This is a genomic window from Burkholderia sp. ZZQ-2 (assembly GCF_050768715.1).
Taxonomy (GTDB): domain Bacteria; phylum Pseudomonadota; class Gammaproteobacteria; order Burkholderiales; family Burkholderiaceae; genus Burkholderia; species Burkholderia cepacia.
In genome coordinates this window covers 1-19316 of sequence record NZ_LDVA01000297.1, presented here as the reverse complement: position 1 = coordinate 19316, position 19316 = coordinate 1, and the positions used below count along the sequence as shown (strand labels likewise).

General features: G+C 67.4%; 18 protein-coding genes. 5 read left to right on the top strand and 13 right to left on the bottom strand.

The features are described from left to right. Positions 1-8 precede the first annotated feature (8 nt). A complete protein-coding gene (locus ABY44_RS26015) occupies positions 9-968 on the top strand; it encodes a LysR family transcriptional regulator (protein WP_060172544.1) in 960 nt (319 codons plus the stop codon). Positions 969-1010: 42 nt separating this feature from the next. Here ABY44_RS26015 and ABY44_RS26010 read toward each other — a convergent pair whose 3' ends face one another. Next, on the bottom strand, positions 1011-1382 hold the full coding sequence (locus ABY44_RS26010) for an MAPEG family protein (protein WP_060085073.1): 372 nt from the start codon (positions 1380-1382) through the stop codon (positions 1011-1013). 301 nt (positions 1383-1683) lie between these two features. Between ABY44_RS26010 and alr the strand changes: the two genes are divergently transcribed. Continuing rightward, positions 1684-2805, top strand: coding sequence for an alanine racemase (gene alr, locus ABY44_RS26005; RefSeq protein ID WP_060172542.1), 1122 nt, complete (start codon positions 1684-1686; stop codon positions 2803-2805). Positions 2806-2951: 146 nt separating this feature from the next. Here the strand turns inward: alr and ABY44_RS26000 are convergent, their stop codons facing one another. Together ABY44_RS26000 and ABY44_RS25995 are read right to left on the bottom strand one after the other, a co-directional pair. After that, positions 2952-3746, bottom strand: coding sequence for an enoyl-CoA hydratase (locus ABY44_RS26000; protein WP_059683810.1), 795 nt, complete (start codon positions 3744-3746; stop codon positions 2952-2954). Positions 3747-3930: 184 nt separating this feature from the next. Further along, on the bottom strand, positions 3931-5352 hold the full coding sequence (locus ABY44_RS25995) for an MFS transporter (protein ID WP_060172539.1): 1422 nt from the start codon (positions 5350-5352) through the stop codon (positions 3931-3933). 133 nt (positions 5353-5485) lie between these two features. Here ABY44_RS25995 and ABY44_RS25990 point away from each other — a divergent pair, with 133 nt between their 5' ends. Then, entirely contained in the window at positions 5486-6367 is an 882-nt protein-coding gene (locus tag ABY44_RS25990; protein WP_060172537.1) for a LysR family transcriptional regulator, read from the top strand. A 16-nt stretch (positions 6368-6383) separates the two neighbouring features. Here ABY44_RS25990 and ABY44_RS25985 read toward each other — a convergent pair whose 3' ends face one another. The 8 genes from ABY44_RS25985 to ABY44_RS25950 form a co-directional block, all read right to left on the bottom strand. Then, on the bottom strand, positions 6384-6521 hold the full coding sequence (locus ABY44_RS25985; protein ID WP_230948875.1) for a hypothetical protein: 138 nt from the start codon (positions 6519-6521) through the stop codon (positions 6384-6386). An 83-nt stretch (positions 6522-6604) separates the two neighbouring features. Further along, a complete protein-coding gene (locus tag ABY44_RS25980) occupies positions 6605-6970 on the bottom strand; it encodes a response regulator (protein ID WP_060172533.1) in 366 nt (121 codons plus the stop codon). Positions 6971-7005: 35 nt separating this feature from the next. After that, positions 7006-7965: a chemotaxis protein CheX gene (locus ABY44_RS25975; RefSeq protein ID WP_060172531.1), complete on the bottom strand. Its 960-nt coding sequence runs from the start codon at positions 7963-7965 to the stop codon at positions 7006-7008. 32 nt (positions 7966-7997) lie between these two features. Next, on the bottom strand, positions 7998-8579 hold the full coding sequence (locus tag ABY44_RS25970) for a hypothetical protein (protein WP_060172529.1): 582 nt from the start codon (positions 8577-8579) through the stop codon (positions 7998-8000). Next, a complete protein-coding gene (locus ABY44_RS25965) occupies positions 8576-9316 on the bottom strand; it encodes a methyl-accepting chemotaxis protein (protein ID WP_414143098.1) in 741 nt (246 codons plus the stop codon). The genes ABY44_RS25970 and ABY44_RS25965 overlap by 4 nt, the downstream gene beginning before the upstream one ends. Before the next feature lie 10 nt (positions 9317-9326). Next, positions 9327-11699: an MCP four helix bundle domain-containing protein gene (locus ABY44_RS25960; RefSeq protein WP_027791270.1), complete on the bottom strand. Its 2373-nt coding sequence runs from the start codon at positions 11697-11699 to the stop codon at positions 9327-9329. Positions 11700-12148: 449 nt separating this feature from the next. Continuing rightward, positions 12149-13879, bottom strand: a complete 1731-nt coding sequence (locus ABY44_RS25955; protein ID WP_060172527.1) for a cation acetate symporter — start codon at positions 13877-13879, stop codon at positions 12149-12151. Then, positions 13876-14184: a DUF485 domain-containing protein gene (locus ABY44_RS25950; protein ID WP_027791268.1), complete on the bottom strand. Its 309-nt coding sequence runs from the start codon at positions 14182-14184 to the stop codon at positions 13876-13878. The genes ABY44_RS25955 and ABY44_RS25950 overlap by 4 nt, the downstream gene beginning before the upstream one ends. A 272-nt stretch (positions 14185-14456) precedes the next feature. On the opposite strand from ABY44_RS25950, the gene ABY44_RS25945 reads away from it, so the two are divergent. Beyond that, positions 14457-15140 (top strand): alpha/beta hydrolase, encoded by a 684-nt coding sequence (locus ABY44_RS25945; RefSeq protein ID WP_060172525.1) that lies wholly within the window; start codon positions 14457-14459, stop codon positions 15138-15140. Positions 15141-15190: 50 nt separating this feature from the next. Here ABY44_RS25945 and ABY44_RS25940 read toward each other — a convergent pair whose 3' ends face one another. Together ABY44_RS25940 and ABY44_RS25935 are read right to left on the bottom strand one after the other, a co-directional pair. Continuing rightward, complete coding sequence (locus ABY44_RS25940; RefSeq protein WP_060056156.1) at positions 15191-16702, bottom strand: amino acid permease; 1512 nt, start codon at positions 16700-16702, stop codon at positions 15191-15193. Positions 16703-16808: 106 nt separating this feature from the next. After that, positions 16809-18215: an aspartate ammonia-lyase gene (locus ABY44_RS25935; protein ID WP_027791265.1), complete on the bottom strand. Its 1407-nt coding sequence runs from the start codon at positions 18213-18215 to the stop codon at positions 16809-16811. A 141-nt stretch (positions 18216-18356) separates the two neighbouring features. Here ABY44_RS25935 and ABY44_RS25930 point away from each other — a divergent pair. Beyond that, positions 18357-19316: LysR family transcriptional regulator (locus ABY44_RS25930; protein ID WP_431642611.1), on the top strand; the 960-nt coding region annotated here is incomplete at its 3' end.

Below are 19316 nucleotides of genomic sequence, written 5' to 3'. Positions count from 1 at the left end.
TACCCGCCATGTCGCACCTCCCTCCCCTCAGCGCGTTGCGGGCTTTCGAGGCGGCCGTCCGCCTCGGCGGGTTCGCGCGCGCGGCGGTCGAGCTGAACGTGTCGACGAGCGCGGTCAGCCACCAGATTCGCGCGCTCGAGGAATCGCTCGGCGCGCGGCTGCTCGAACGCAGCACGGGGCTCGGCGGCATCGGCCTCACGCCGGCCGGCGAGCGCCTGCTGCCGGCCGTCAGCGATGCGCTGTCGCGCCTCACCGACGCCTGCGCCGAGATTCGCGGCACCGCGCAACGGCTCACCGTCTCCGCCAACGCGCCGTTTTCGGCAATGTGGCTCGCACGCCGCCTCGCGGAATTCTCGTCGCTTCATCCCGAAACGCCGCTGCACGCCGTCGTGCTCGACGACGAACCGGATTTCGCGCGCAGCGGCGTCGATCTGGCGATCGTGCACGTGCCCGCGCACCGGCTGCGGGACGACGACGACGTGCTGATCCGGGAGACGGTGTTCCCGGTGTGCAGCCCCGAGCTGTTTCCGTACGCATCGGGGCACGTGTGCCGCTCGCGGCTGCTGCAGGAGATGCACGAGAACAGCCCCGAGATCGACTGGCACAACTGGGCATCGGAATTCGGCTTGCCGGACGACTTCGAGACGAAGATCGTCCGTTACAGCAGTTTCAGCCAGGTGATCGGCGCGGCGGTCGGCGGCGCGGGCATCGCGCTCGGCCGCGTGCCGCTGATCGAGCCCGAACTGCGCAGCGGGCGCCTGGTTCCGCTGGTGCCGGGCCTCGCACGCGATGCGTCATGGCGCTTCGTGCTGCGTCGCAACCCGTCCGCGCGGCACCGGCTGCTCGATCCGTTGATCGCGTTCCTGCGTCGCGAAGCCGAAGCCGAAGCCGCGCCACCCGCCACGCTCGCGAAGATCGTTGCGCCCGCATCCAACGACAGCCACGCGCGCGGCGCGGGCGGCGCCTGACGGGCCGGTGCACGAAGCCGGCCTCGCCTTGCCTGCCGGCGCCTACGGCGCAGCGAAGAACAACGCGACCACGCACGCCATCCCGCCGAACCACACGAGCGAACGCAGCGACGCCCAGTTCAGCAGGTACATCAGCATGTAGACGATCCGGATCGCGACGAACGCCATCGCGAGCTGGTCGACGCGATGCACGTTCGCGCCGTTGTGCCATGCCACCACCAGCGCGGCCGTGAACAGCGCGAGCGCCTCCCATGCGTTCTGATGCGCGGCCTGCGCCCGCGCGCGCCAGCCTTCGAGCTTCGCCAGGTAGTCGCGCGGCGCGCGGTTGTCGTAACCCTTGCGGGCCTTCGCGAGAAACGTCATCGTGAACGGCAGCAGCGCGACGATGAACAGGCACAGCTGGGACGTCGTCATCAAAAGTCTCCTCCTTTATCGTTACATTGATCAATGACAAGATCGCCGAGAGCTTAGCATTGCGTCATGCCGTTCGCGCACCGGTTTTCTAGACGGGAGACTCGGCTGCGCGGCCTGTCGACAGCCGCGCCCAGCCGGGACGAACACAAAAATTTCCACCAAATCGTCGACAAATACGTTAATTAAAACTGGTCGAACACCAATAAGATAGCGTTCAACACTGGCCCGGCGTGTTTTCGCGCCGGACTGCCGAACCCACGCCGCCGCGCGCGCCCAACGACATCCGATCCGAGACATCGCCATGCCCCGTCCCATCGTCGCCCATATCCGCCCTGACGCCATCCGCCACAACCTCGACTTCATCCGCCGCACCGCCGCGCAATCGCGCGTGTGGGCCGTCGTCAAGGCCGACGCATACGGCCACGGCATCGAGCGGATCTATCCGGGCCTCGCCGCCGCCGACGGCATCGCGCTGCTCGACCTCGACGAAGCCGTGCGCGTGCGCGAGCTCGGCTGGGACAAGCCCGTGCTGCTGCTCGAAGGGATCTTCGAGCCGGCCGACGTCGAGCTGGCCGACCGTCATCGGCTGACGGTGTCCGTGCACTGCGACGAACAGCTCGACCTGCTGATCGCGGCAAAGCCGCGGCAGCCGATCGACATCCAGCTCAAGATGAACTCCGGGATGAACCGCCTCGGCTACCGGCCCGACGTTTTCCGCGCGGCGTGGGAGCGCGCGGCCGGCGCGCCGTCGATCGGCAAGATCACGCTGATGATGCATTTTGCGAACGCCGACGAAGGCCAGGCCGACTGGCAGCTCGAACAGTTCGATGCGGCCACGGCGGGGATTCCCGGCGAGCGCTCGACGTCGAACTCGGCGGCCGTGCTGTGGCATCCGCATGCGCACCGCGACTGGGTGCGGCCCGGCACGATCCTGTACGGTGCATCGCCGACGGGTGCGTCGCGGGATATCGCCGACACGCCGCTGATGCCCGCGATGACGCTGACGAGCAAGATCATCGGCGTGCAGACGCTCGCGCCGGAAGAAACCGTCGGCTACGGCCGTCGCTTCACGGCCGACCGGCCGATGCGGATCGGCGTCGTCGCATGCGGTTATGCGGACGGCTATCCGCGCCACGCGCCGACCGGCACGCCGATCGCGGTGGACGGCGTGATGACGCGCATCGTCGGCCGCGTGTCGATGGACATGCTGACCGTCGACCTGACGCCGTGCCCGGGCGCGGGCATCGGGTCGAGCGTCGAGCTGTGGGGCGACCAGGTGAAGGTGGACGACGTGGCGGAAGCCAGCGGCACGATCGGCTACGAGCTGATGTGCGCGCTCGCGCGCCGCGTGCCGGTCGTGATCGTGCCGCCCGGTGCGTCGAGCGAACAGCCGGCGCTGCGAACCGGGAGCTACGGGCGCTGACCCGGGTCGCTGTGGCAGCGCGCGGCCGCGCGCTGCAAGTGCCGCTTCGGTTGCGGGCTGCCTCGGGCAGCCCGTTTGTTTTCCGGAATACGGGACAGGCCCGGGTTACGGCCCTTCCGCGCCGTTCGCGGGCCTTCGACGTCGCACTACGAACGCCAGGTCGGCTTGCGCTTCTCGAGGAACGCGTCGATCCCTTCGCCCGCATCCTCTTCCATCATGTTGCGCGCCATCACGTCGCCCGCATACGCATAGGCTTCGTCGAGCGGCAACTCGCGCTGGCGGTAGAACATCTGCTTGCCGTAGCGCACCGCGGCCGGGCTCTTCGCGACGATCTCGGCGACCTTGCGTGCGACGGCCGCGTCGAGCGCGTCCTCGGGCACGGCCTCGTTGACGAGCCCCCACGCGGCGGCCGTCGCCGCATCGACAAAACGCCCGGTCACGAGCATGTCGAACGCGCGCTTCGCCGTGACGTTGCGGCTCAACGCAACAGCCGGCGTCGAACAGAACAGCCCGACGTTGATGCCCGATACCGCGAAGCGCGCGGTATCGGCCGCGATGGCCAGATCGCACGCGGCGACGAGCTGGCAGCCGGCCGCCGTCGCGATGCCGTGCACGCGTGCGATCACCGGCACCGGCAACGCGCGCATCGCGAGCATCACGCGGCTGCACTGCGCGAACAGCGTGCGGTAGTAATCGAGCTCGGGCGTGCCGCGCATCTGCCGCAGGTCGTGGCCCGCGCAGAACGCCCGGCCTTCGGCGGCCAGCACGACGCAGCGCACGTGCGGATCGGCCGCCAGCGTATCGAACGCATCGTGCAGGCTCGCGAGCATCGCCTCGGATAACGCGTTGAATTGCTGCGGGCGATTCAATCGCAGCGTGACGACACCGTCGTGCGCGTCGCGCAACAGGATCGGTTCGGCAGTCTCTTGATCGGGTTCCATGATGATTCGCTCGACGGGGTTCGGCGGGATTCGGCACGGCACGAACGGGCGGCAATCTCGCACGCCCGTTCGCGGCATACCGCTGAAATGGTCCTCCACATTCCGTGCGGCGTCCAGTCGCGCGGACGCGCATGCATGCGCAGTAGCCGGCGTGCCGTCGTGCAACAACCACGCGACTCGCGCATCAACCGCGCCGTTGCGCGGCCCTCGCCGTGCCTGCCGTCCGCGCGGCATGAGCGGCCGTCGCATAGGCGATACAACCGACCGCCGCGATCGCCCATAGGGCGGCGGTCGGATTCGGCAGCAGTATCGTCGCGGCGCTGGCGATGGCCACACCGAACAGGCTGCCTGCCTGTCTCGCCGCATTGAGGAATCCCGACGCCACGCCCGCCGCATCCGCGGGCACCTGTTCGAGTACGGTCGCGATCATCGGCGCCACGGACAGCGCGGTTCCGGTGCCGAACGCGGCCATCGCCGCCCAGGCCACCGGCCACGGCGCACGCAGCGTCAACGCGGCCGCGAGTGCCGGCATGGCCAGCGCCGCCATCCCGAGACCGTTCGCCATCAGCCGGACCGGATGGACACGGCCTTGCAATTTTCCAGACAGCAGATTGCCGAGCGACAGGCTCAACGCGAACGGCAACAGCGTCAGCCCCGTCTGCCGCGCGCTCATGCCGAAGCGCCCGTGCAGGTACAGGCTCAGGACGAACAGCAGGCCGAAGTACCCGACATAAACGAGGCTGCCCATCAGGTTCATCGCGACGAAGGTGCGATTGCGAAACCACGCCAGCGGAACCATCGGATCGCGAGCACGCCGTTCGATGATGACCAGCGCGCAGGCGGCGAGACCGGCGACCAGCAGCGCGCCCCGGACTTCCGCCGCACCCGGGCCGCGCGTCGGCAGCTCGATCACGGCAAAACACAGCGCACCGAGCGCGATCGCACCGACACACTGGCCGGCCCAATCGAAGTGGCGCGCATGCCGCGCGACCGACGCCCGAACGAGCACGGCCGCCCCGGCAAGAGCGACCGCGCCGGTCGGCACATTGATCAGGAATGCGCTGCGCCAGCCGAAATCGTCCACGAGGACGCCGCCCAGCACCGGGCCCACGGCCACCGCGACCGACGCGATGCCCGCCCATACCGCAATCGCCCGCGCCCGCTCGGCAGGCACGTCGAAGGTGCTGCGCACGACCGCGAGCGACGCGGGTAAAAAGAGCGCGGCGCCCATGCCCTGCACGAATCGCGCGGCCACGAGGACGGCCACGGACGGCGCGAAGCCGCATCCGGCCGATGCCGCGACGAACAGCGCCAGCCCCGCGAGATAGACGTGCTTGGCACCGAACCGGTCGGACAACGCGCCGCCCGCGAGAATCAGCGCGGCGAAACTGAGCGTATACGCGTCGACGATCCACGCGAGCGCCGCGACCGTCGCACCGAGATTCGCGCGCATCGCGGGCAGCGCAACGTTGACGATCGTCGTATCGAGTACCGCCATGAACATGCCGATCGCGACGAGCGCAAGCGTGAAGCGGCGTTCGCGGGCCGTCGGGCGGCACGCTGTCGTGATGGATACGGGAAGGGAAACGGGATGGCAATCGGGCATGAAACCTCCAGGCAGATCCCGGGAGTCTAGAAACGGCACACGATGCAGAAAAGTGATAATTTCGCATTTGCCTGATGCAGATATGCATCTCCACTCCCCGCCGCCGCCCTGCCCGATGACACTGCCGACCCGTATGAACTGGGACAACGCCCGCTTCTTCCTGGCCCTTGCGCGCACCGGCACGCTTCGCGGCGCCGCGGCGCAACTGAACGTCGATCAGGCGACGGTGGGGCGTCGGATCGCCGCGCTCGAAGACGAACTCTCGGCCCGCCTGTTTCTCCGAACCCCGGCCCTCTATGTGCTGACGACCGCGGGCGAAGCGCTGCTCGAACCCGCCGAAACGATGGAACGGGCGTCGCTCACCATCGAGCGACGCGTGATGGGGCTCGACGAGCAGCTTGCCGGGTCGGTGCGCATTGCCACGACCGACTCGCTCGGCAAGCGTTTCGTGATTCCCGCCATCGCCAGCTTGCGGCGCAGGCATGCCGGCATCGACGTCGTGTGCGTGACGTCGGCCGAGATCGCCAATCTCACGCGCCGCGAAGCGGATCTCGCGATTCGCACGTTGCGGCCGGAATCACCGGACCTGATCGTCAGGCTGCTGGGGCATCTCGAAACGGGCATCTACGCATCGCGCCGCTACCTGGCCGAGCGTGGCGAACCGGTCGCAGGCAGTGCGTTCGAAGGACACGACCTGGTGATGTACCAGCAGCCGGTGGTGCCGACGATGTGGGACGCCCTGTGCGGCGAACCGACGTCGCGCGGCCGCGTGATGTTCCAGACATCGTCGACGATGATGCTGGTCGAAGCCGCGCTTGCGGGGCTCGGCATTGCGGAGCTGCCGTGCTTCCGCGCCGAAGCCGAGCCGGAACTGGTGCGCCTCATGCCCCGACGATGCAATCATTTCGACGTGTGGCTCGTCGCGCATGCCGATCTCTACAAGACCGCACGCGTGCAAGCGGTGATCGAAGCCGTCGTCGACGAATTCGCGAGCGCCGCGCCGGACGCCCGGTAACGAACGGGGGACCGCTTCAGCGCGCGACCGGGAGCCGCCCGCTGCGCCACCCGCGCCCGCCCGGCCACAGATGCCCGACGCCGCCGAGGAAAAAGACGGCACCCATGACGCCAATGGCCAGCACACCGCCCCGGATCGCGCCGAACGTATTCATCCGCGCAGTCATCGCGGGCGTCTGCGGTGCGGAGCGGACCTCGACCGTCGCACCGTCCTGCAAGCTGACGTCGCCGACGCGCGTCAGCCCGCGAGCTTCTTCAACGCGTCGAGCACCGCGTCGCCCTTGAACGGCTTCACGATCCAGCCCTTCACGCCGGCGGCCTTGCCGCGCTCCTTCATCGCCGGGCTGCTTTCGGTCGTCAGCATCACGACGTTGACCGTCGAATTCGCCAGTTCGCCGCGGATCTTCTCGACCATCGTCAGGCCGTCCATGTTCGGCATGTTCACGTCGCTGATCACGAGACGCACGCCGGGCGTCGCCTTGAGCTTCGCGAGCCCGTCCTTGCCGTCGACGGCCGTCGCGACGTCGAGCCCGTGATCGCGCAGGAAACCCGCGACCTCGTCGCGCACCGTGCCCGAATCGTCGACCACCAGAATCTTTGCCATGCTGTATTCCCCTTTCCTCGTTGCGACTTCAACATTCAAAACAGTTCGAGTTCACCCGATTCGACCATCGGCCCCACGTCCTGCACCGATTCGCGGAAATCCTCCGGCGACCAGCTCAGGCTGAACACGAAGCGCTGGTCGATGCAGACGGCACGCCCCGATGCCGGATCGGTCATCCGGTACTTGAAGCAGAGCTGCGGGCAGTCGCCGCCGAACGAGATGAACTTCTGCTTGTGATTGACGACGAGCGGCACCTGCACCGGATGGCGCGCCAGTGCCTCGGCGTCGCCGAGATAGCGGTTCTTGAACGCGCCCCACACGAGATTGGTGAGCTCGCCGAGCACGCCGTTCACGTCGCGGAAATCCGGCGCGCGGCCCGCGTCGCGCGTGCCGCCGAGCATGTCGAGCAGCGGCTGCTCGCTCGTCTGCAGCAGCATGTAGCCGCGGCACCACGCACTTTCGAGCGCGATCAGGCTGAACACTTCGCCGAAGATGATCTGGTCGCGCACGATGCACGGCGTTTCGTGCTCGATCGTCATGCCCGGGAACAGGCCGTCGATGCGCGCCTCGGTGATCTCCGAGATGCCGCGCACGAGCGCGTTCGGGTAATCGCGGCCGAACAGGTATTCGTCGATCGCGCGCTTGAGCGGCGTCATGTCGTCCGCGACGTAGGCCGCGCACGCAACACGCGCGAGCGCCTCCGGCAACCCGTCGCGCGACGCGTGCGCGTCGCGGCGCAGGATGATCGGCAGCTCGGGGCGCAGCGCATCGATCTGCGTCGCGATGATCGCGCTCTCGGCCGGCGAGCCGCCGTAATCCTCGGCCAGCAGGATCGCGCCGAGGTCGATGTTCGAGCGCAGCACCTTCAGCAGCCGGTTGCGCCGCACGGTCAGGCCGACCAGGTTGTGCTCGTCGCAGAAGCGCTTGATCGCGTCGGCGTGCGCGCGACTGTCGTCCAGCACGAGCACCTTGCTGACGGGTTGGTCTACGGTCATCTCAAGGTTTCCTAATGGTCGGTCGGGGTCGGTCAGAACAGTTCGAGCTCGCCGCCGGTTTCCATCACGGCCGTTTCCGGCACATGAAAATCGACCGGCGCGTTCGCGCATACGCACAGCGTCGCGCCGACCCGCACGCCGCCGTCGAGCGTCAGGTCGTAAGCGGCCACGTGATCGGGCGACAGCGCGCCCAGGTAATCGATGCTCGATCCGCTCAGCAGATAAGGCGTCGACATCCCCAGGTCGGGAAACGGTGCGGTCAGCGCCTGGTTGATCGCGCCGCAGCACAGGTTCGCGACTTCCATGAACGCTTCGGGCAGCGGCCGCTGGCTGCCGGTGCCCGCTGTCGCGCCGGCGAAACGGCGGCGCGTCGCGTCGTCGTCGCTGAAGCGCAGCGCGAGCAGCAGGCGGAAATGCAGCGCCGAGATCGTCAGCGCCGCGACGTGCTCGGGCACCGTCGGCTTCGCGCGCGACTTCGCGTGCGCGCGATCGTGCCCGTCATGCGCCGCGCCGGCGGACGGCCGGATGTCGCACGCACCGCCGGATGCGAGCCGCGTGCGCGCCGCATCGAAGAAAATCCGCTCGAAACCGGCTTTCGCCTGCGCGCTGATCACGCCGCGCCTCCGTCGATCCGCGCATGCAGTTGCCCGGCCAGCGCCTCGACGGTCGCCAGCGCGGCCGTGATCATCTTGCCGCCGGCCTGGATGTCCTGGAACGTCGCGGCCGTCACGAGATCGTTACGGTTCAGGCTGTCGCGATAGCTGTTCGACAGTTGCTGCGAGCGCGCGGCCAGCCCGCGCACCTCGCTCGCGACGATCGAGAAGCCGCGCCCGGCCGTGCCGGCACGCGCCGCCTCGATCGACGCGTTCAGCGACACGATCGACACGTGCGCGACGATCGCCGACAGCTCCAGGTTCTTCGTGCGCATGTCCTGGTTCTGCGTGGTCAGCGAGATCATCTGCTCGTGCCAGCGCTCGAAGGTACCGGCGAGCCCGCGCAGGCGCGCGGCTTCGTCGGCGATCTTCTGCGCGTGCTGCGCCAGCGCGGCTCGATCGGCCGACATGGCCTGCAGCGCGTCGCGCTGCGTGCCCGCCGCGGAAGTCTCGCGTGCCAGCGCATCCTCGAGCTGCGCCTCGCGGTGCGCCCATGCGTCGGCCGCCTCCGCGTGCGCGGACGCCGCCTGTTCGGCACGCTCGCCGGCCGCGTCGAGCGCAGCGCGCAACGCATGCGCATCGCGCTCCAGCGCCGCGACGAGCCGCTTGCGCATCACGCGAAATGCGATCGCTGCCACGATTGCGACGACTGCGCCGCCCGCCAGCGCGGCGGCCATCTGGATCATCCACGCCTGCACGATCACTTCGTCACTCCACAACGCCGACGTCCGCGCTGCGCGCGCGCTCGTGAGCGGCACCGTCCGCTGCGAAGCGGGCCGGCAACGACACGATCGTTTCGAATGCACGGTACGGCGCGCCGACACGATCGTCGGTGAAGCGCAGCGCGATATCGCCGCCGTCGCGCTTCAGGAAGTTGCGCACCGCGTCCATGCCGACGCCGCGCCCCGACACTTCGGTCACGGCACTCGCGGTCGAGAAGCCGGGGCGGAAGATCAGCTCGGCCACCGCGTCGTCGGACAGCGCCGCGTCGTGGTCGGCATCGATCCAGCCACGCTCGCGCGCGATGCCGCGAATCCGGTCGAGCGCGAGGCCGCGGCCGTCGTCGCTCAGCACGAACCACAGCTCGCCGCCGCCCACACCGACCGCGATGTCGATCGTGCCGGATGCCGCCTTGCCGGCCGCGCGCCGTTCGTCGGACGATTCGATCCCGTGGTCGATCGCGTTGCGCAGCAGGTGCATGAACACGTTCTTCAGCGTCGCGACGATTTCGCTGCGCACGCGCTGGCCATGGCTGTCGATATGCACGACGGGCGCCGGCTTGCCGAGTTCGGCCGCGAGCGACGGCAGCGACTCGATCACGCCGCCGAGCGCATCGCCGATCCCCTGCGTGCCGAGCTGGCTCAGCATGCGGCGTACGGCATCGCGTGCCGCGTGCCAGTCGGCTGCGTTCGCCGGATCGGCGCCGTCGAGCACGCGCAGGCTCTCGCTGATGTGCGCGCGCTCGACCATCAGGAAGTCGGCGCCGCCCTGCACCGCGTCACCGCTGCGGCCCAACGTGACCGCATTGATCGTCGCGTAGTGCTCGACGGCCTCGCGCACGCGCGCGAGATCGTCCATCAGCGCGTCGCGGTTCCACTCGGGGCCGCCGTCCGCGCGGCGCAGCGAGTCGTACGCCTGCTCCGCTTCGTGGACGATGTTCGTCAGGTGCTGGAGGCTGTACGTGCGTGCATTGCCCTTGATCGTGTGCATGTTGCGGAACAGCGCCGCGACGATCGAGTGATCGGCGCGCTCGTGCTGGCGGATCATCCGCTCGTTCTCGCTGAGGAAACCCTTCGCGCTGTGCACGAAGTCGTGGAACTTGTCCTGGCTGATCGACAGGATCTCGCCGATCATCTCGAGGCGGCGCTGCTGCTCGCCGGCCTGCGCCGTCAGCTCGCGGATCTCGGTCACGTCGCGCACGCACAGCATCAGGCGCACCACCGTGTCGGTCTCGTCGGTGATCGCCGACCAGCTCAGGTCGAGCCACTTCTCGCGGCCGTCCGGCATCCGCTTCGCGACTTCATTCACCAGCAGGTGCTCGTTGAACTCGAAGTTCATGCTGTCTTCGCCGAGGCACGCATGCACGGCCGCGTCGACCTGCGATCGCGCGTCGGCGCCGATCGCCGAATCGTCGAACACGAGCGCCATCAGGTCGCGGCCGGCGATGTCGCTCGTCTCGAAGATGGTCTCGAGGTACGCCGAATACTCGGCATGCACGACGCCGCCTTCGACGACGGTCAGGATCCCCTGCTGCATGTTCTGCAGCATCGCCTGGATGTCCGCCGTCTTCTGCTTGAGCTGCGCGGCGTTCTCCTGGATCTTCTCGATCATCCCGTTGAACGCGACGATCGAATGGCCGATTTCGTCCATCCGGCCCACCGGTACGCGGCGCGTGAAATCCTGGCTCGCCGCGATCTCGCTCATCGCCGTCTGCATCCCGATCAGCGGGCGCGTGATCTGGCGATACAGCAGCAAGCCGAGCGCGGTCAGCAGCACGATCACCGTGCCGGCGACGCCCGCGATCGCGGTTGCCGTCGTCGAGAGCATCCCGTTCAGCGCGCTGATCGCGACGTCCTTCTGGCGGTTCTTCTCGACGCGCAGCGTGTCGACGATGCTTTCGAGTTCGTCGCGATACTGCGCGACGTTCGCGAACAGGTACGCCTGCGCCATCTCGGGCTTGCCGTCGGCCTTCATCTTCACGGTGTCGTCGATCGCCGCGAAATAGTTCGCGGCGCTGTCCTTCGCCTGCGACACGAGCCCGACCTGCGCCTGGCCGACCGCCGACTTCGCCTGCACGTCGAGCGCGGCGCGCAGCGCGGCCTGCTTCGCCTTCAGCTCGTCGCGCGCCTGGGCGGCGGTATTCGCGTCGGGCGCGTAGACGAGCGTCATCGTCGCGATCTGGATGTTCTTCACATCGGCGACGAGATCGGCCGACGCGAGCGCGCTCGGCACGATGCCCTGGGTAACCTGACGCACCTCCGACGCGCTCTTGCGCGTCTGGTACACGGCATAGATGCCGATCGCGGACAGCGCGAAGAACGTCAGGACGACTAGCAGCGTAATGCGATGACGGATGGTCATGAGTACAGCTCCCCGCAGCGATCCGGCTTCGATCGCCGTTTGGTCTATTGAAAGAATGTGAGCGCCGAATTATCGGGGATGGTGTATGACGCTCCGATGACCGGAAATCAATCGTTCATTGATAAAAATGCAATGAATAATTGCGACGAAAGAGCCCTAAAGTATTGCCGGGATCTGCCGTTAACCCCATGCTTCAAGGCTTCTGGCGGCGCCTGTGCGTGACCGGAAATCCGGGATACGGATATTTTTTTATTTATTCGATCCGCGAATTGACCGTTATATGACTTTCGCAAAACGTTTGCGAATTATCGGCGAATCCGGTTGAATGCGCGATTTTTTATTGCCGGTGAATCATTGGACGAAGGGCTGAAAACGATACCGCCCGCCCCGGGGCCGACGATGCGATGAACGGCATCGTCGGCCCCGGAGCGGGCGTGACCGGCGGCCGGTCAGTGGCTGCTGGCGCGGGTCGCCCCCAGGCCCGTTTCCGAGCGCACCTGCTGCGCGGCGAACGCGCCCTTCTCCGACCGTGCGCGCGCGCTCGAGTCAAGCACCGAGAACAGCCACACGCCCACGAAGCCGATGGTCATCGAGAACAACGCGGGCGACGTGTACGGGAACCACGCCGAACCCTTCGGATAACCGAGCGTTGCCTCCCACACCGACGGCGACACGATCGTCAGCCCCACCGACGAGGCCAGCCCCAGGAACCCGCCGATGACCGCGCCGCGCGTGGTGCATCCCTTCCACATCATCGACAGGAACAGCACCGGGAAGTTGGCCGACGCCGCCACGGCAAAGGCCAGCGACACCATGAACGCGACGTTCTGCTTCTCGAACGCGATGCCCAGCAGCACGGCGATCACGCCGAGCACCAGCGTCGTGATGCGCGACACCTTCAGCTCGTCGGCACTGTCGGCCTTGCCGTTCTTGAAGACGGTCGCATAGAGATCGTGCGACACCGCGGAAGCGCCGGACAGCGTGAGCCCGGCGACCACGGCCAGGATCGTCGCGAAGGCCACGGCCGAGATGAAGCCGTAGAACACGTCGCCGCCCACCGTCTTGGCCACCAGCACCGCGGCCATGTTGGCCGTGCCCGCGCCGCCCTTGATCACGCCCTTGGCCACGTCGGACAGTTCCGGATTGGTCAGCACCAGCGTGATCGCGCCGAAGCCGATGATGAAGATCAGCACGTAGAAATAGCCGATCCAGGTGGTGGCCCAGAACACCGACTTGCGCGCTTCCTTCGCATCCGGCACCGTGAAGAAGCGCATCAGGATGTGCGGCAGGCCGGCGGTGCCGAACATCAGCGCCATGCCGAACGAGATGGCCGAGACCGGATCCTTGATGAACCCGCCCGGCGACATGACGGACAGCCCGATACGGGTCGCATCGTCCGTCGATTTGCCGGCATTCGCGGCAATCGCGGTCTTGACCTCCACGGCATGGGCGAACAACGCCTCCGGGCTGAAGCCGTACTGCGCGAGCACCATGATCGCCATGAACGTCACGCCCGCGAGCAGCAGGCACGCCTTGATGATCTGCACCCAGGTGGTCGCGGTCATGCCGCCGAACAGCACGTAGACCATCATCAGCGCGCCGACGATCACGACGGCCACCCAGTAGTCGAGACCGAACAGCAGCTTGATGAGCTGCCCCGCGCCCACCATCTGCGCGATCAGGTAGAACGCCACCACCACCAGCGTGCCGATCGCGGCGAAACTGCGGATCGGCCCCTGCTCGAAGCGGTAGCCCGCGACGTCGGCGAACGTGAACTTGCCGAGGTTGCGCAGCCGCTCGGCCATCAGGAACGTGATGACCGGCCAGCCGACCAGAAAGCCGATCGAATAGATCAGGCCGTCGTAACCCGAGGTCATCACCGCGGCGGAAATGCCGAGGAAGGAAGCGGCCGACATGTAGTCGCCCGAAATGGCCAGCCCGTTCTGAAACCCGGTAATGCCGCCGCCGGCCGTATAGAAGTCCGCCGCGGAACGCGTGCGGGAAGCCGCCCACTTGGTGATCCACAGCGTCCCTGCCACGAACAGCGCGAACAGGACGATGGCCGTGGTGTTGGTCGCCTGCTTGGCGGTCTGCCCGACATCGCCGCCGCCCGCGACGGCCACGCCGCACGCGCTCGCGGCCAGCAGCGCGACCAGCATCGTCGAAAGTGTCTTCTTCATCGGGCGACGTCCTGCAGGATGTCCTGCGTCAGTTGGTCGTATTCGTTGTTCGCGCGGCGCACGTAGATGCCGGTGATGACGACGGTGAACACGATCACCGCCATGCCGATCGGCACGCCGACACTCGTCACGCCGGTGCTCACGGGCTTCGCGAGAAACGACTTGTCGAACGCGATCAGCGCGATGTAGCCGTAGTAGACGATCAACATCAGCGCGGTCAGAAAGACACCGAGCGTATTGCGCCGTCGCTTGAGCAGCGCGTACTTCGGATGCGCTTCGATTTTTTTCACCAACCCATCATGCATCGCCTGTCTCCTGGTTTGCTTTTTGAATGAGTTCGGCGATTCTGAATAGCGAAGCTGACTGCGCGCTTACTCGATCTAGCGCGCGCGGCATTCCGGGCACTATGGTTTTCCCTAGCGGGTTCGGGCGTGGCGGCGGCATCGCCTGGGCATGAGCGGCAGGCTCGATGCGTCGAATTCATTCCTCCTAGGAAACAATCAATCGCTCGCCGACGATTCACCCGCCCGTCCGTACGCTCTAGACTGTCGCATCGTTCCCTTTCCGGATTCACGCAATGACCGACGTCCTGCCGCTGACCACCGATCCCGAGTCGGGCCTCCCATACCGGCTGCGCCCTGCCGCCGGCCGCCCCGTTGCCCGCCTGTTGCTGCTGCATGGCGTCGGCGGCAACGAAACCAACCTGCTGAACCTGGCCGGCATCATCGATCCCCGGATCGAGATCGCGTTCCTGCGCGGCCCGCTCACGTTCGGGCCCGGCCAGCATGCATGGTTTCCGGTGCGCTTCGGCCCGAACGGCCCCGAAATCGACGCGGCCCGCGCGGACGAAAGCCGCATTCAGCTGATCACGCTGCTGCGTGCATTCCGCGCCCGCGACGGCGCGGGCGCCGCATTGCCGACCGTGATCGCCGGCTTCAGCCAGGGCGGCATCATGAGCGCGGGCGTCGGCCTCACGTCGCCGAACGATGTCGCCGCCTTCGCGGTGCTGTGCGGGCGCATCCTGCCCGAAATCGATCCGCTGATCGCGCCGCGCGATGCGCTTCGCCCGCTCCATGCGCTGATCGTGCACGGCCGCTTCGACGACAAGCTGCCCGTCGCGTGGGCCGACACCGCCGACGCGAAACTCACGGCGCTCGGTGTCGCGCACGACACGCGGCTGTATGATGCCGGCCACGAGCTGACCGCGGAGATGGCCGGCGATTTCGGCCGATGGGTCGGCGAACGCGCCGGCTTGAACTGACCGTACCGGCGCGCCGGGCGCGACCGCGCCGGCGCGCCCGGCGTGTACCGTCAGGCGCCCCGCGCCGGATCGGCGACGGCACCCGTGGCGACGGACGTACGCGCATTCGCCGCCTGTTCTCGCGCGGCACCGCGCTTCGCCAGCTTCCAGCCCACCACGAGTGCGAGCACGACGACCGGAATCATCGCGATGGTCCACGTGCCGCCCGGATAGTCGAACGCCATCAGCACCAGCACGCCGACGAGGAAGGCCAGCGTGAGCCACGACGTGAACGGCGCGCCGGGCATCCGGAACGACACCGCCTTCAGCTCGCCGCGATCGACCGCGCGGCGGAACAGGATCTGGCACATGACGATGAAGCCCCACGTCGTGATGATCCCGAGCGACGCCATGTTCAGCACGATCTCGAATGCCTGCGCCGGCACGATGTAGTTCAACGGCACGCCGATCGCGTTGATCGCGACCGTGATCAGGATCCCGCCGTACGGCACGCCGCGTGCGTTCATCCGCGACACGAAGCGCGGCGCCGATCCGCCCATCGCCAGCGAGCGCAGCACGCGCCCGGTCGAATAGAGGCCGGAATTCAGGCTCGACAGCGCGGCGGTCAGCACCACGACGTTCATCACGGTGCCGACATACGGCACGCCGAGCTTGCTGAAGAACGTCACGAACGGGCTTTCGTGCGAGCTGTATGCCGTCCACGGCAGCAGCATCGTCAACAGCACGACGGAGCCGACATAGAACAGCGCAATACGCCACATCACGCTGTTGATCGCCTTCGGCAGCACCTTGCGCGCATCGGCCGTCTCGCCCGCCGCGACGCCGACGAGCTCGATGCTCGCGTACGCGAACACGACGCCCTGCACGATCAGCACGGCCGGCAGGAGGCCATGCGGAAAGATCCCGCCGTGATCCGCGACCAGGTGAAGCCCCGGCATCTGCCCGGCGACCGGATGGCCGCTCGCGAGAAACACCGCGCCGACCGCGAGGAACACCGCGAGCGTCCCCACCTTGACGAGCGAGAACCAGAACTCCATCTCGCCGAACACCTTCACGCCGATCATGTTCATCACCGACACGATCCCGAGCGCACCGAGCGCGAACACCCACTGCGGCACGTCCGTGAACACGGCCCAGTACTTCATGTAGATCGCGACCGCCGTGATGTCGACGATGCCGGTCGTCGCCCAGTTCAGGTAGTACATCCAGCCCGCGACGAACGATGCGCGCTCGCCCATGAACTCCCGCGCGTACGACACGAAGCTGCCGCTGGTCGGCCGGTGCATCACGAGCTCGCCGAGCGCGCGCATGATCAGGAAGGCGAACACGCCGCAGACGAGATACACGAGCGCGAGCGCGGGCCCCGCGCTCTGCAGGCGTCCACCCGCACCGAGAAAGAGGCCGGTGCCGATCGCACCGCCCATCGCGATCATCTGCACGTGCCGCGGCTTCAACTGCTTCGCGTAACCTGCTTCGTGCGACGCGAACATCGCATCGGGGTCGGCATGACGGGAATCCGCGCCGCCGGCCGGACCGGCCGGGCGCTCGCTGCTGTGGTTCATCGTGAGTCTCCGTAGTTTCTTGATGTGTCGCGCCCCGCGCGGGGGCGCTGATGAAATGACGGCCCGCCGGGCGCTCAACGCGCGCGCCGGCGGCCTTCAGCCGGCGTCAAAGCACGCGCGGCCGGATCAGCGCTTCGGGCTGAAGCGCTTCGTCGACCTGCGCATCGGTCATCCACTGGCGTTCGAGAACGACCTCGCGAATCGACTTGCCGGTCGCGTGCGCTTCGGCCGCCACGGCGGTCGCGCGCTTGTAGCCGATGTACGGATTCAGCGCGGTCGCGAGCGCGACCGAGCGCTCCATCGTTTCGCGCAGCCGCTCGGGGTTCGCGGTGATCCCGCTCACGCAACGCTGCGCCAGCGTCGTGCAGGCGGCCGTCAGGTGGCTGAAGCTGCGGAACAGCGCGCTGGCGATCACCGGCTCGAACGCGTTGAGCTGAAGCTGCCCGGCCTCGGCGGCGAAGGTCACGGTCAGGTCGTTGCCGAACACCTCGAACGCGACCTGGTTGACGACTTCCGGGATCACCGGATTCACCTTGCCGGGCATGATCGACGAGCCGGCCTGTACCGGCGGCAGGTTGATCTCGCCGAACCCCGCGCGCGGGCCGCTCGACAGCAGCCGCAGGTCGTTGCAGATCTTCGACAGCTTCACGGCGATCCGCTTGAGCACGCCCGAGACCTGCACGAACGCGCCGCAATCCTGGGTCGCCTCGATCAGGTTCGGCGCGGTGCTCAGGTCGAGCCCGGTAATGCGCCGCAGCGCCGCCAGCGCCTTCTCCGCGTACTGCGGATGCGCGGTGATGCCCGTGCCGATCGCGGTCGCGCCGAGGTTGATCTCGCGAATCAGCCAGCCGGCTTCCTGCAGGCGTGCAATGTCTTCCGTCAGCATCACCGCGTAGGTCGAGAATTCCTGGCCGAGCGTCATCGGCACCGCGTCCTGCAATTGCGTGCGGCCGAGCTTCAGCAGGCCGGCGAACGCGTCGGCCCGCTCCGCGAACGCATCGCGCAGGCGCGCCATCGCTTCGAGCAGGTGCTCGAGCGCGAAGCAGGTCGCGACGCGAATCGCGGTTGGATAGACGTCGTTGGTGCTCTGCGCGAGATTGACGTGTTCGTTCGGATGCAGGTATTCGTACTGCCCGCGCGCGTGCCCCATGAGTTCGAGCGCGCGGTTGCAGATCACCTCGTTCGCATTCATGTTGGTCGACGTGCCGGCCCCGCCCTGGATCACGTCGACGACGAACTGGTCGTGCAGGCGCCCTTCGCGAATCTCGACGCACGCGGCGGCGATCGCATCGCGGTACGGTCGCGGCAGCAGCCCGAGCTCGCAGTTCGCGTCGGCCGCGGCCTCCTTCACGGCGGCGAGCGCCATCACGAGGTACGGCAGCGACGCGATGGTGCGGCCCGAAATGTCGAAGTTCTCTTTCGCGCGCAGCGTATGGACGCCGTAATACGCGTCGTCCGGAATACTTCGTTTGCCTAAAAGATCCGCTTCGACGCGGAAGCCGTTTTCTGTCATCGTGCCCTCCTGGATGTCTCGTACCGCTTGCCGTTCGCCGCTTCCCGACGCGACGGGTTCGCATTCTATGCCTTTGCAAAAACAAGCTCGCTTATGTATTATCGAAAGCGGTTTTGCGTGGGACGCAACAGCGAGAATCGAATGAAAAAAGGCGCGAGAGAAACCGGCATCGATCACATGGGCGCGATGCGCGCGTTCGTGAGAGTGGTCGAAACAGGGAGTTTTTCGGCGGTCGCGAAGGAGATGCACGTGTCGACGTCGACGGTCGCGCGCAAGGTCACGGCGATCGAGGAGGCACTCGGCGTCGCGCTGCTGCACCGCTCGACGCACAGCGTCACGCTGACCGAGGCCGGCCACATCTACCTGGAACGCGCCGTCACGCTGATCGCCGATCTCGACGACACGCTGCGTGTCGTCGCAGAGCTGAATGCCCAGCCGAGCGGCCCGCTGAAGCTCACCGCGCCGGTTGCGTTCGGCCGCCGCCATCTCGCCCCGCTGGTCGCGCCGTTTCTCGCGCGCTACCCGACGATCCAGCTCGACGTGCGCCTCACCGACAACCACAACGACCTCGTGGCCGGCGGCTTCGACCTCGACATTCACGAAGGCGAGAACTACCTGGACAACCTCGTCGTCCACCGCCTGTCGCGCAACGACAGCATCCTGTGCGCAACGCCCGGCTATCTCGACCGCTGCGGGCGCCCGTCCACGCCGGACGACCTCAAGCAACACAACTGCCTGCGCTACGTGCACCCCGAAGGCGATCCGCGCTGGGAGCTCGTGAACGGCGACGCGCATCACAGCCTGCTGCCGGCCGGCAACCTCGTCACCGACCATTCGGAGCTGCTGCTCGAAGCGACCTGCGCGGGGCTCGGCATCGCGGAGTTCGAGATCTGGCTGGTGCGCGACCTGCTCGCGAGCGGGCGGCTCGAAGCCGTGCTGCCGCGCTACCGGCTGCTGAACCGGCTGACGGGCGAATACATCTACATCGCGTATCTGGCGAACCGGCGCAGCTCGGCGAAGCTGCGCGTCCTGAAGGACTTTCTCGCGGAACACCTCGCGCACATCGGCGAGCTGTCGGCGCTGGAGCTGGCGAAGATCCGC